Raw genomic sequence first — 12,730 nt, 5'->3', positions numbered from 1 at the left:
GTAAATTGCGACAATGACGGGGATGCGCCGGTGTTCGAAGTCGCGGCTGTGCCGGACGCAGGAAGACCGTGCGTGTGGTGGAAAGTCAGAAATAGGGAGGGTGTTCGGTATATCGGCCATTCTGATCCCAAGATTGAGAGTCAGGGCCGTCCCCGGAACGTTTCAAGGCACGGGTCGTCCCGCGCGAGGGCTTTCTAGCCAAATCGGTGGCAGGTGGCAATCGTTTTCGGGCAAACGCATCGGCGCGGGAAAACCGGACCAGATGGTTGGCGACGAGAACGAATATCAAGGCCGCTGAAATCCGCGTCACCCAGCCTGGCGAGCGTTGATTTGCACTTTGTGTGACCGTTTCTGAAATGTCCCGATAAAGCATTTGCGGAGCGTTCCACATCGTGAATCTCGCGATCATGGGGTCGTCCCCGTTCGGTTTGAAGCGCGCGGGCCGTCCCGCGATGCCGTGGCCTCAGGCCGTAAACAACAGGAGGCCAAAGATGACGAACAGCATCAGATGCAACAGTCCCTGCGCCGCCGAGGTTCGCCTGCCCAGATAGGTCAGGGTTGTCAGCGCAACCGTCAGGGCAAACAGGATGGTTTCGGTGGGCGAAATTCCGAAGATCACCGTTTTGCCGGTGACCAGGCCAACCGTCAGGACCGCCGGGACCGTGAGCCCGACAGTTGAAACGAATGCGCCGAGGCACAGATTGATTGCCCGTTGTGTCTCGTTGTTCAACGCGGCCTTTACGGCCGTGATTGATTCGGGTGTAAAGACGATGATCGCAATAAGAACGCCGCCAACGGCCACCGGGGCGCCAGCCTGCGCAACGCCGTAATCAATGACGATGGCAAGGTCATGTGCGAGCAGTACGATCGGCAGCATCAATCCGATCAGAAACATCGAATGAACGATGTTCTTTTTGCGGGCATGACCGTCCGTCGGATGGTCTGGAGCCTGACGCTCGACGGGTTCTGTCAGCCTGATCGACATCCGGCCCGGTGCCGGTTGCATGAAGTGGCTGCGGTAGCGGCCCATCTGGAGGGCGAGGAAACTGCCATAGACAATCACGGTCACGAGAGAGATGACGATGGCCTGGAGAGCGGTAAACGTGCCATTGCCTGCGGAGAGCGTGTTTGGCACCAGAAGCGCGACGCCGGCCAGAACCACCGTCATCGCAATGAAGGAAACGGCGCCGGGCGCATTATATTCCTGCTCGCCATAACGCATCGCGCCCGCCAGAAGGCAGATACCTGTCACGAGGTTGAGGATGATCATCATCACCGCGAATATGGAATCTCTTCCGATTGTCGGCGCTTCATTCGGCCCCAGCATCACCGCCGCAATCAGGATCACTTCGATTGCAACGATCGACAGCGTGAGAATGAGTGTTCCGTAGGGTTCACCCAGTTGATGTGCCAGCTCATCGGCCTCTTTCACTACCCCGAAAGCCGCCATAAGGATCGTGGCGAAGAGAACGAGAAAGCACGAGATGGCAATGGTTGGCGTCATATCAGGCGAGAGCCATGACTGGCCGGACAGCTGGAAAACGGCGACGACCAGCCAGGCCACGACGAGTTTCGGCCAGGGAGTGCGGAGAAAGGATGGAGATTTGTCAGACATTGCAGGCGACCTCTATCTGGGGTCGTCCCCGGCAATCTGTCGCATTCGGGTCGTCCCGAACGAAGCTCTGTCAAGCTGTTGATGTCAGCGATAGCATGGCAGGGTTCCTGAAAGCAATGGCGCAGTCGGGCCACCGCCTTGATGACAGGCGCCATTGGTGATAGCACGCAGTTGTGCAGGACGACCTGCGCCATCCGGATCAATTGGGGACGGCCCTGTGTCTAAAGAACACGTGGAGCAAGGCCATGATCTCTCATAACTGCCCCGAACAGACCGGTATTTTTTCTTCAGCACGACCCTGTTGAGCGGTGCCGATGATGTTGAGCGCCGACATTATTTACTGGTCCGCCACCCTTGCCCAGGGCATGCTTCTGCTTGCCATGGTATTCGCCGCATATCGGCTGATCAAGGGTCCAAGGGCCCAGGATCGTGTCATGGCAATTGATACGATTTACAATATTGGAATATTGCAGGCGCTGGTGCTGGCGATCAAAACCGGAAACGCCCTGTACCTTCCCTTCATTCTGATACTCGCAATTCTCGGCTTCGTTTCGACGGTCGCACTTGCGAAGTTTCTGATGCGAGGTGAGGTGATCGAGTGATGCGGCATCATTTCCGGGGCGTATAACGGGTCTCGTGGAGTGTCTAAAGAACAGAAAAGCGCGGCCATCTTAGATTGGCCGCGCTTGATATTCTTGCCGAGACGAGTGCCGGACGGAAGGACTGCCGAGACCCTGTTAAGTCTCCTTGCGTGGCTGTTTTTCCGAGGTTGGCCGATCCGTGCCATTCGTGATCGAGGCTGCGAGGAGGGCCTGTGTCGGGTCCGCTCCCTTGAAACCGGCCTGTGCGAGGATTTCATCGAGAACCGGCTTCTGCGCGGTGAAGCTCAGCAGCTGGCTTGAAAGATCGCCCAGGCCATTGCCACCTTGTCCGTCGCTGCCGCCACCGAGTGCGCCGGCCAGATTTCCGGCGCTGAAGATGCGGATATCGGAAATCTTCTCGATCGGCTTCATCGCTTCGGCCAGCGCCTCGGGGATGATGGCGATCCTTGCGCGGGCAAGTTCGAATTCGATGATGTCGCCGGAAAGCGCATTGCGGGCATCGTTTTTCGCACGCTCCGCCTGCGCCTCGGCATCACCGAGCGCGATGACGCCTTCGGCGCGGATTTTGGCGGCCTGTGCTTCGGCCTCGGCACCGATCTTGGCGGCGGCGGCGAGGTTTTCCGCAGCTTCACGTTCGGCTTCCGCCTTCACGGTGATCGCCGTCGCTTCCTGTTCGGCCGCCTTGCGAGCGTCGATCACGGCAATGCGTTTGGCACGTTCGGCGATTTCCACTTCGCGGGCGGTTGCCACCTGTTCTTCGGCGGTGATGGCGGCTGCCTTGGCTTCATCCGCCTTGGCACGTGCGGCCTGTTCCTGCTCCACCTTCTGGGCAACGGCGATTGCGGCTTCGATCCGGGCGGTTTCGGTGATCTTGCGGGCTTCCGCCTCGCGCTCGGCGATGCCACGCTCGGCCTCGATGCGGGCGGTCTCGCGGGCCTGGCGGGCTTCCGCATCCCGCTCGGCAATGCCCCGTTCGGTATCGAGCTTTGCGGTCTCCTCGTTCAAGCGGGCGGCCTGTTCGGCACGTGCGGCTTCTGCCCGTGTTTCCGCGGTCTTGTTGGCGATATCACGTTCCTGCGTCAGTTCCGCATCGCGCTGTTCGCGCTCGATGGTCAGGCGGCGCAGCACGGCTTCGCGGTCCTTGGTGGCGATTTCGACTTCGTTGTCGCGGACGATCTGGTTGCGCTCGCGTTTGCGCTCCTCGGTGATCCGCGTCAGCGCCGTCAGGCCTTCCGCATCGAAGGTGTTGTTGGGGTTGAAATGCTTGATGTCGGTCTGGTCGAGCCGCGTCAGCGACACCGATTCCAGCTCCAGACCGTTGGACTGCAGGTCATGGGCGACGGCCGCCTGCACGGATTTGACGAATTCGGCGCGCTGTTCCTGCAGGTCGCGCAGCGACATGGTTGCGGCGACCGAGCGCAGGCCGTCGACGAACTTCGCCTCGACCAGGGATTTCAGCGCATCGGCGTCGTTTGTCCGGTCGCCAAGCGTCTGGGCAGCGAGCGCGATATTTTCGGCGTCCGGTTTTACGCGCACATAAAATTCGGCGGTGATATCGGCGCGCATGCGATCCTTGGTGATCAGCGATTCATGTTCGGATCTCTTCACTTCCAGCCGCAACGTGCTGAGCGAGACCCAGGAATAGGAGTGGAAGATCGGCAGAATGATTGCGCCGCCGTCGAGTACGACTTTTTTGCCGCCAAGGCCGGTTCTGACATAGGCCTTGTCGCGCGTCGAGCGCGTATAAAGCGATGTCATGATGATGCCGATGACGACGATCGCCGTGACGATGGCACCGGCAATCAGGCTCAAAGAAAAGAAGTCCATGGTGAATTAACCCCTGTTGTGCCCGCTATTATGAATTTTTCAGATCCGGCGGTGCGGGGATGGCCTGGAAAAGCCCATCCGCCCCATCGACGATCAATACCTGCGCACCCGTATCGATCGTGTGACCGGATGCGGCCTGCGCACGCAGGAAGTGAATATTGTCATGCCGGTCCTTGACCCGCACGGTGCCGGGCTTGCCCTGATCAAGCGGCCCGATGGTGACGACGCCTGTGAGCCCCAGAAAGTCGGCCTGCTCGAGCGCGTTGGTCTCATCGCGTGGAATGACCTTTGCAACAGCAAGGCTGAGCGACCGCGTGGCCGGAATGGCCGCAGCAACCGCGCCGGTCATGGCCAGAGGGAGTGGCAAGGGCCCGAGAAGCACTGTGGAAGCGACCCCCTGAATGAAGAAACCGGTAACGGCAAAAACCGAAAGCAGAATGACCGCGAGAACAAGCAGCGGCACGCCGCCGGCGTTGAGCCAGGACATCCAGCTTCCCAGCAGCCCCGCTTCGGTATCGCCCGGCGCATGGTAGCTGAAACTGTCGTCCAGCAGTCCGGAGGCCGATACACCTACCAGGACCGAGACGAGTTCGACAATGCCGAGACCGGCGACCGTCAAGAGGGCGATCCAGAAGGGGGCTGTGCCTGGCTGGACAATGCCTTCCATCAGCGTTCGCCCTCCCGGAAAGCCTTGAGCCGCGCTTCGATGGCGCTCTGTCGCTGCATGCGGCCCAGCTCCTCCACCTCGGCTGCGCCGGTATTGGGCTTGGCCGGTGTGCCGGTCACCCTTTCGATCGCTTCCAGCGCCTCGGCCAGACGGCGGTCATTGCGCTGGGACGGGGTGGCGTCCACGCTGGCAGGTGCGGCGCGTTCGGCACGCTTGGCATCTTCGAGCCGCTTTTGCGCATCCGCCTTTGCAGAGGCGATGCTGCGCAAGGTGGTTTCCGCCTCGGCAATTTCGGCGGCATTCTCGAGGATCGCCTTGTTCAGCGCTTCGCGCTGCGCCTCCAGATCGATCTGCAGCCCGGTTGCGGCCCGTGCCAGATCTTCACGGCCGTTTTCCAGCCCGATCCTGATCTTGTCGTCGAGGTCGCTGATTTCTTCATCGAGATCGGCGGCCTTCGATTTGAGGCGATGGCCGGCGGCAACCGCCACGCCCAGGGCCGTTCGCGCTTCCTCGGCGATCTTGGCAATTTCCCGCACGGCCTGTTGTGCAACGGCGACCGGATTGGACGCCTCGGCCGCGTCGACGGCATTGTTCATGACACCGGCGATGACACGCCCGAGCCGCCCGAGAATACCTTCATTGTTCATCGAAGCCTCCCTGTTCGGTTGGAAGCCGGTTTTTATGCCGGCATGGATGCTGATGGTTTCGCCCTCGAAAACGAGGCGCGCTTCTGAAAAGTCATTCCAGCCGTCGTGATAACCACGCACGGTGTAGGGCACGACGACGCGGCCCGAGAGGGTGGCGATGCTGAGGCTGTCAGGACCCTTTACCGAAAACAGCTTGCTGTCGAGCGGGATGTCGCGCACCGGCTCCTGCGGATCACGCTGGCTATGGTCGCGCAAAGCCAGCGTCACCATGCGGGATGGGAGGCCTGTCTTGACCCTGATTTCCTCGTAAGCTGCGGCATGCAGCGCCACGAGGTTGGCGCCTTCGGTCTGATCGAGGATTGCCATCGCACGTCGATAGGCAAGCAGCGTTTCTTCAAGGGAAGATCGATCTTCCCTTGAAAGATTGAGTACCAGAACGACGTTGGACAGAAGTTTCGTGCTCATGTGAAATACATAAAGCACTCCATTGGTGCTTTCAAGGGGCGGCGCCAGTTTTTTCAACTCTGCATAAGCTGATTTCCCGCTTCAGATGTAATTTATAATGTACCGAACCACCGGCCAGCAGCTTCTGTAAGTTCCTCCTTGTCAGGAGTTGACGCCGTGGCCCAGGCGACGATGCCATCGGGACGCACGAGCACGGCGCTTAAGTCGAGGTGGTTGACGGCATTGCCCGCCACATAAGCAATTCGCCCGTTCCAACGGCCTGCAAGCGCTTGAAGCGATGCATCCGCGCCAAAGTCCAAAAGCAGAGCTTTGCCTTCTCTCAGAAGTTCGCCGGTCTTCCTTCCATCGGTCAGTACGAAATCCGGAACGCTGCGGCCGACAAGCGGATTTTGGCCGCCAAGCTCATAGTGCAGGGAAACACCCCAGACACGCTCGGCGAAATATGTCGCGCCATCGCGGGTCTCGATGAGATCGCGGATGATGGCTTCCAGCGCCCTTGTGCTCCGGCTCGGGCGCATGAGAGCGACCTGCGCGCGCGACCAGTCGAGGACCTGTGCTCCCACCGGGTGCCGCTCGCCGGTATAGGTGTCCAGCAATCCGTCCGGGGCATCGCCGCGGATTGTCGCTGCAAGTTTCCAGCCAAGATTGAACGCATCGCCCAGCCCGAGATTAAGCCCCTGTCCGCCAAGCGGGGAATGTATGTGCGCGGCATCGCCCGCAAGCAATATTCGGCCGTTGCGGTAAGTCGTGGCCTGATAGGCGCGATCCGTCCATGTCGTTGCAAGGCTGAGGCCCGTGACCCTGACGTCGGTGCCGGAAACATGCCGCAGCACTGTCTGCACATGCTCCGGCGTTATCTGCTGGGTTCGGTGGAAACGACCGCTGTCGAAATCGACCATCGCGATGGTTCCGGGCTTTTGATAGGTGTACATGCCGGTCGACGTGTAGTGACGGCCCGGAGCGAGCTTTTCAGGGTCAGCCATTTCGACCTTAACGGAATAGCCGGTGAATTCGGGATCGGTACCGACGAAATCGAAGCCGCCCGCCTTGCGCACCGTGCTGCGGCCGCCATCGCAGCCAACAAGCCACCGTGCGTGAAATGTCTGGCCGCCGGCGTAAACGGTCACCCCCGCATCCGACTGCTCGATGCCCTCGACGCCAAGGCCGCGTCTGATCTCGGCGCCCATTGCGGTTGCACGTCTTTCCAGAACGGTTTCGATCTCTTCCATGCTGGAAGCGATGGTAACCGGCGTCGAATCCGACAAGCGATAGGTCCATTTCGACGTGTCGATATTATCGTGGAAGAACTGGATGCCGGCAAAGTGGCCACCCGGCCGGCGTTGCTGCTGCATCCAATGCGCGGTCAAGCCATGGCTGCCGTTTGGCTGTTCTTTCGCTGGCTGCTTTTCGGTTATGTCCTCCGGCAGGCCGCGGCGGTGGAAACTTTCGATGGTGGGCACAGACAAACCACGCATGCCGAAGGGAAGTTTCTTAAGCGGAGAGGAAGGGTCGGGGGCCTGTTCCAGCACCAGAACCGAAACCCTGGCCAGGCGTAGCTCGCAGGCGAGAAACAGACCGACAGGACCAGCGCCGGCAATCACGACATCGTAAATCTGAGGGGTATTTGACATGAAATGCTCCTTTGGTCGTTCGACCGGAGCAGCTCATCGTTTTGAGAACCACACGGACGAACAATTTGACGCCCTGACAGCGTCGTTGTTCGTCGTGGGACTCATGCACGCGTCATGGACAGAGCTTTCGTTTCCGAAAGGACTTGGGCTAGACCACACCAAGTCGTGCCTTTTTCGACATTTCTTCTATAGTGCCGAACCGGCCGGTCGGCAAGACGGGATACTTGCTTTCCGGCCGTGGCTTCGCAGACAGGCCATTTCAGCCTGCTTTTGCCGGATCGGCTTTGCGTGGTCCGAGATAGGGCTTGCGCTCGTTCTCCAGCGTATTGGCCGCATGGCGAAGCCGCAGCAGATCCTTGCGGGCGACGAGACCAAGAAGGCGACCGGTTTCCGCATCGACGACAGGGATGCGGCCCGTGTCGGTCGCAAGCATCAAATCCGCGACATAACCGATGGTATCCTCCGGATGCGCCACGGGAGCCGAGGTGTCGGAAACGCGCTCGTCGAGGCTCTGATCGGCAAGCGCCGGGTTCTGCTGCCATTGCAGCGCATCGCCGCGTGAAACGATGCCTTTCAGCACGCCTTGTTGATCGACAACAGGATAAATCCGATGCGTGTTTTCGGTGGTTGCGAAGAACGCGGAGGCATCGCCGACGCGCATATCCGCCGGCAACGTATCGACCGTATCGATCATGATGTCGCGTGCTCGGGTATATTCGAAGGGGTCGATGCCGTATTCGCGGGTAATATGCTGGCCACGCCGCGCGATCTTTTCCGTCAGGATCGACCGGCGCAGCAGAAGCACCGTTACCGCATAGGCGGAAATGGTGGCGGCGAGCAGTGGCAGCAGGGTTGAGACGTCTCCGGTCAGTTCAACTGCAAAGAAGGTGCCGGTCAGCGGCGCACGCATCGTCCCGCCCATCATCGCTGCCATGCCCAGAAGCGCCCAGAAACCGGGATCGCCGGGTAGCACCAGACCGACCAGCCATCCAAGCGCGCCGCCGAGGATGAGGAGGGGTGCGAGCACGCCGCCCGATGTACCTGACGAAAGCGATATGAGCCAGATGGCGGACTTGACCAGCAATATTGTCAGCACCGCCTGCGGCAGCAATCGGCCGTTGAGAAGGCCGTCGATAATGTCGTAACCAACCCCCAGCGCACGGGGCTCGATGAGGCCACCGAGACCAACGGCAAGGCCGCCGATTGCCGGGCACCACATCCAGTGGATCGGCAGCGCCTCGAAGGCATCTTCGATCCGGTAGAGCAGGGTCGTCAGAAGGCCCGATTGCAGGCCGGCGATGATACCCACCATGGCGCACAGGCCGATGCCCCACCATGGCAGGTCCATGTGGAATTGCCGGGGAAAGAGCGCGCCGGATTCGAAAAGGAAAGGACGCCAGCACGCCGAAATGCAGGTGGCGAGGGCGACGGGAATGAAGCTTCTCGGTTTCCATTCGAACAGCAGCAGTTCAACGGCGAGTGTCAGGGCGGCGATCGGCGAGCCGAAGATCGCGGTCATGCCGGCTGCCGCACCTGCGACGAGAAGGGTCTTGCGCTCGGCTGCGCTCAGATGGAAGCACTGGGCAAATAACGATCCGATCGCGCCGCCGGTCATGATGATCGGCCCTTCCGCACCGAACGGCCCGCCGGTGCCGATGGAGATTGCCGAGGAGAGCGGCTTCAGGACGGCGACCTTCGGCGACATGCGACTGCCGCCGATGAGTATGGCTTCGATCGCTTCGGGAATGCCGTGGCCGCGGATTTTCTCCGATCCGTACCGGGCCATCAGGCCGATGACGAGGCCGCCAAGCACGGGGATTGCCACCATCCACAACGAACGTGGCGCTTCGGCGGGAGAGCTGGCTGCCATGCTCAGCTGTCCGAACCAGGCGAGATTGGTGACAAGCGCGATCAGGCTCACCAGCAGCTTTGCGGCGAAAGCGCCGCCGGTGCCGACGATCAGCGCCATGCCGATAAGGGCTAGAACGCGGCGGTCGGTCGTAAAATCGCCCGCTTCACGCCGGGCAAGGCCGCCCGTGAAATCGTGTAGCCGGCGGTGAGGCGTGGTTTTCGGCATGGCATTTTCCGTTGCTGTGATGTTGATGGCGGCGTCAATACATCGTAATACGATATAAATCAACACGGGTGTGGGGAAGTGGCGCGCCGATCAGCCGCTCCGCACTGGCGGAGCAGGCCGTCCTGCGCTAAGCCGGACGAATGGCGCCGGGGAGATATTTCCGCCTTGAGCGCCTTGAGCAGGATGAATCGCAGAGATCGGGAGTGTGGAAAATGCCAAAGGACAGGCTGAGCGATGCCGATTACGAGGCCCTTTCCAACCTGCGCTACACGCTGCGCCGCTTCATGGATTTCAGCACCTCTGCAGCGCAAGAGGAGGGGCTTCCGGCCCAGCAACATCAGGCGTTGCTTGCCATCCGCGGGCATCGCGATGAAGAGGCGATGACCGTCGGCAGGCTTGCCGAGCGGTTGCTGATCGCACCCCATTCGGCAACGGAACTGGTGGGCCGGCTGGTCACCGCCGACTATGTCACCCGGCACACTGACCCTGCCGACCGGCGGCGCCAGACGCTGGCGCTGACGGACAAGGCGCAGGCCGTTCTGGAACGGCTGACCGCCATCCATCTTACCGAAATCCGCGAGATGGCGCCACGGTTGATCGATATTCTCAAGACATTGGAAGAGGCGCGCGAGCCGCTGAAATAGGCGGCGCTATCCGCTGCTACCCTGAGGCCGTATCAGGGCCGATGTTCCCGGAATGCAGCGGCAAGCGTGCGCAACGCCTCGCGGGATCTGCTGTCGGTGAGGGTGGAGAACATCACGACCTCGGTGGAGGGCAGCGACGGCAGGCCGAAGCGCTGGCTGACCTCGACCGTGCCGGGCGGTGCAAGACGGCAGGAAAAGGCGGAAATGGCAAGACCGGCGGAGACCGCGGCCGTAACCATCGACGAGGTGCCGCCAAGAAACACTTCCGTCCAGGCAATGGCGGCCGAATCCAGCGCGCGGGCGGCAATGTCGCGCACGCCGCAGGCGGGTGAAAGCGCTGCCAGCCGCAGGAGCTCGCCCTGCCGGTGTTCGAACTGCGGAGCGGCGTACCAGCCGAAATGCTCCGCCCCCAGCACCTCGCCGTCGCGCCGGTCGTCTTCACGCCGGATGATCGCGGCGTCGATTTCTCCACGGTCGAATGCGTCCAGCAGCACGCGGGAATTGTCCATGCGCACTTCGATCGTCAGCCCCGGATCATGAGCATTAAGCCGCGCCAGAAGGGTTGGCACCTCCGGCCCCGCAACATGGGCGGCAATGCCAAGGCCGAAACGGCGGCGCGGGGATGAAAGGCCGGCAAGGGCACGATCATGCGCGGCGAGGAATTCGCGGGCGGGCGCCAGAAACACTGCACCTTGCGCTGAAAGCCGCACGGACCGGGGCGTGCGCTCAAGCAGCCGCTGGCCCAGCCGGTCTTCCAGCCGCTTGAGCTTGACGCTGATGGCGCCCTGCGTGGTTCCCAGTGCTTCGGCAGCGCGGGTGAAGCTCTGCATATCGGCAATGGTGACAAAAGCCTCGACGGCATCCACATCCAGCGTGCGCATATCGGTAATTCCAATTTGTTGTCTCTGAAATAGCCAATCATCCAATTCAGTTATGGTCAAGCTTTGGCTAGTTTGCGTCCGGTTCCGCAGACCGGATTTCGCTTTTGCGATCCGACCCATGAAAGGCTGAAGAATGACCCTTGCCGTTACCGCACCCGCGGGCAGCAGAAGCGCGATGGCGCTCGCTGCCGTTTGTCTTTCCGCCCTGATGTTCGGACTGGAGATTTCCAGCGTCCCGGCGATCCTGCCGACACTCGAACAGGTGCTGCATGCGGATTTCCGGCAGCTTCAGTGGATCATGAATGCCTATACGATCGGCGTGACGGTAGTGTTGATGGCGACAGGCGCGCTGGCCGACCGCTTTGGCCGCAAGCGTGTCTTCATTGCCAGCATTGCCGCTTTTGCGCTTTCGTCCCTTGCCTGCGGAATGACGGAAAATGTGGTGGTGCTGATTGCGGCACGTTTCCTCCAGGGGCTGAGCGGCGGTGCGATGCTGGTGTGCCAGATCGCCATCCTGTCGCACCAGTTCCGCACGGCCGGTGAACGTGGCATGGCATTCGGCTGGTGGGGCATCGTCTCCGGCGTGGGGCTGGGCTTTGGCCCGATTATCGGCGGGGCCATCGTCGCGTTGTGGAGCTGGGAATGGGTGTTCCTCGTTCACGTGGCGCTCAGCGCCGGCACTTTGCTGCTTGCAGTGGGCGGCGTGCGGGAATCGTTTGATCCGGAAGCGACCCGCCTTGATCTTGCCGGCATCGCCACGCTGTCGCTGGCCGTGTTTCTCCTTGCCTTTTTCATCACGCAAGGCCCTGAACTCGGCTTTGCCAGTCAGGCCGCGCTTTTGATCCTCGCTGGGTCCGTCGCAAGCTTCATTGCCTTTCTCATCGTGGAAAAGCTCACGCCAAGGCCGATGTTCGATTTTTCCGTGTTCCGCATCCGGCCGTTTTCCGGGGCCATCATCGGCTCGGCGGCAATGAACATCAGCTTCTGGCCCTTCATGATCTATCTGCCGATCTGGTTTCAGGCGGGTCTCGGTTATGACAGCGTCGCCGCCGGACTTGGCCTGCTTGCCTACACGCTGCCGGCGCTGGTGATGCCGCCGCTGGCGGAGCGCCTGTCCCTGCGTTATCAGCCTCGTCTTGTCATTCCGGCCGGGTTGTTCACCATCGGTCTCGGTTTCATGCTGATGAAATTGGGCAGCGGCATCGAAAATGCCAACTGGCTCACCATGCTGCCCGGCTGCATTCTCTCGGGCATCGGGCTCGGTTTGACCAATACGCCGGTCACCAATACGACCACGGGTGCGGTGCCGCCGGCGCGTTCCGGCATGGCGTCCGGCATCGACATGAGTGCGCGCATGATCTCGCTCGCCATCAATATTCCGGTCATGGGTTTCATTCTGGTGGAGGGCGTCCGCTCTTCGCTTCAGGCAAATCTACCATCCGGCACGGATATGAACGCATTGCAGTTGCTCGCTGAAAAGGTTGCGGCGGGAACCGCGGAAGCGTCGGCGCAGGGCCTGTCGGAGGTGCTCGTCCATCAGGCGCTGGCGGATGGCTTCGGCCTGGTCATGCTTTATGCCGGTATCAGTGTCTGGCTGCTTTCCGCCATCAGCTTCGTGGTCTTCGGCCCGGTGCGAAAACCCGCCTGCGATTAATGTACCGCAGGCGAATGAGG

11 protein-coding genes are annotated in these 12,730 nt (G+C 61.1%); 3 read left to right on the top strand and 8 right to left on the bottom strand.

What is annotated here, in order from left to right; translation table 11 throughout:
• Window positions 1-85 precede the first annotated feature (85 nt).
• Both M0412_RS19885 and M0412_RS19880 read right to left on the bottom strand, forming a co-directional pair.
• Window positions 86-409: a hypothetical protein gene (locus M0412_RS19885; RefSeq protein WP_269701478.1), complete on the bottom strand. Its 324-nt coding sequence runs from the start codon at window positions 407-409 to the stop codon at window positions 86-88.
• A gap of 54 nt (window positions 410-463) precedes the next feature.
• A complete protein-coding gene (locus M0412_RS19880) occupies window positions 464-1,615 on the bottom strand; it encodes a calcium:proton antiporter (RefSeq protein WP_269701480.1) in 1,152 nt (383 codons plus the stop codon).
• Between the two features lie 317 nt (window positions 1,616-1,932).
• Between M0412_RS19880 and M0412_RS19875 the strand changes: the two genes are divergently transcribed.
• The gene (locus M0412_RS19875; RefSeq protein WP_142842540.1) at window positions 1,933-2,217 is read left to right on the top strand and encodes a K+/H+ antiporter subunit F; all 285 of its coding nucleotides are present in this window, start codon (window positions 1,933-1,935) and stop codon (window positions 2,215-2,217) included.
• A gap of 135 nt (window positions 2,218-2,352) precedes the next feature.
• Here the strand turns inward: M0412_RS19875 and M0412_RS19870 are convergent, their stop codons facing one another.
• The 5 genes from M0412_RS19870 to M0412_RS19850 all read right to left on the bottom strand — a co-directional run bounded on the left by M0412_RS19870 (window position 2,353) and on the right by M0412_RS19850 (window position 9,531).
• The gene (locus M0412_RS19870) at window positions 2,353-4,044 is read right to left on the bottom strand and encodes a flotillin family protein (RefSeq protein ID WP_142842539.1); all 1,692 of its coding nucleotides are present in this window, start codon (window positions 4,042-4,044) and stop codon (window positions 2,353-2,355) included.
• A gap of 28 nt (window positions 4,045-4,072) precedes the next feature.
• Window positions 4,073-4,711 (bottom strand): OB-fold-containig protein, encoded by a 639-nt coding sequence (locus M0412_RS19865; RefSeq protein ID WP_269701484.1) that lies wholly within the window; start codon window positions 4,709-4,711, stop codon window positions 4,073-4,075.
• Window positions 4,711-5,823: a PspA/IM30 family protein gene (locus M0412_RS19860; protein WP_142842537.1), complete on the bottom strand. Its 1,113-nt coding sequence runs from the start codon at window positions 5,821-5,823 to the stop codon at window positions 4,711-4,713. The genes M0412_RS19865 and M0412_RS19860 overlap by 1 nt, the downstream gene beginning before the upstream one ends.
• Window positions 5,824-5,915: 92 nt before the next feature.
• Window positions 5,916-7,454, bottom strand: a complete 1,539-nt coding sequence (locus tag M0412_RS19855) for an FAD-dependent monooxygenase (protein ID WP_269701486.1) — start codon at window positions 7,452-7,454, stop codon at window positions 5,916-5,918.
• Between the two features lie 259 nt (window positions 7,455-7,713).
• Complete coding sequence (locus M0412_RS19850; RefSeq protein WP_269701488.1) at window positions 7,714-9,531, bottom strand: chloride channel protein; 1,818 nt, start codon at window positions 9,529-9,531, stop codon at window positions 7,714-7,716.
• Between the two features lie 212 nt (window positions 9,532-9,743).
• Between M0412_RS19850 and M0412_RS19845 the strand changes: the two genes are divergently transcribed.
• Complete coding sequence (locus tag M0412_RS19845) at window positions 9,744-10,175, top strand: MarR family winged helix-turn-helix transcriptional regulator (RefSeq protein ID WP_065116569.1); 432 nt, start codon at window positions 9,744-9,746, stop codon at window positions 10,173-10,175.
• A 32-nt stretch (window positions 10,176-10,207) separates the two neighbouring features.
• On the opposite strand, the gene M0412_RS19840 is transcribed toward M0412_RS19845, so the two are convergent.
• Window positions 10,208-11,056 carry a LysR family transcriptional regulator gene (locus tag M0412_RS19840; RefSeq protein ID WP_269701494.1) on the bottom strand — a complete coding sequence of 283 codons (849 nt, stop codon included), beginning with the start codon at window positions 11,054-11,056 and terminating at the stop codon, window positions 10,208-10,210.
• 133 nt (window positions 11,057-11,189) lie between these two features.
• On the opposite strand from M0412_RS19840, the gene M0412_RS19835 reads away from it, so the two are divergent.
• Window positions 11,190-12,710: an MFS transporter gene (locus M0412_RS19835; RefSeq protein WP_269701496.1), complete on the top strand. Its 1,521-nt coding sequence runs from the start codon at window positions 11,190-11,192 to the stop codon at window positions 12,708-12,710.
• Window positions 12,711-12,730: the final 20 nt, after the last annotated feature.

The organism is Agrobacterium sp. O3.4 (assembly GCF_041414895.1).
GTDB classification, from domain to species: Bacteria; Pseudomonadota; Alphaproteobacteria; order Rhizobiales; family Rhizobiaceae; genus Agrobacterium; species Agrobacterium cucumeris.
Note: the sequence above shows the minus strand (reverse complement) of the source record. Positions and strands in the feature narration are given on the sequence as shown.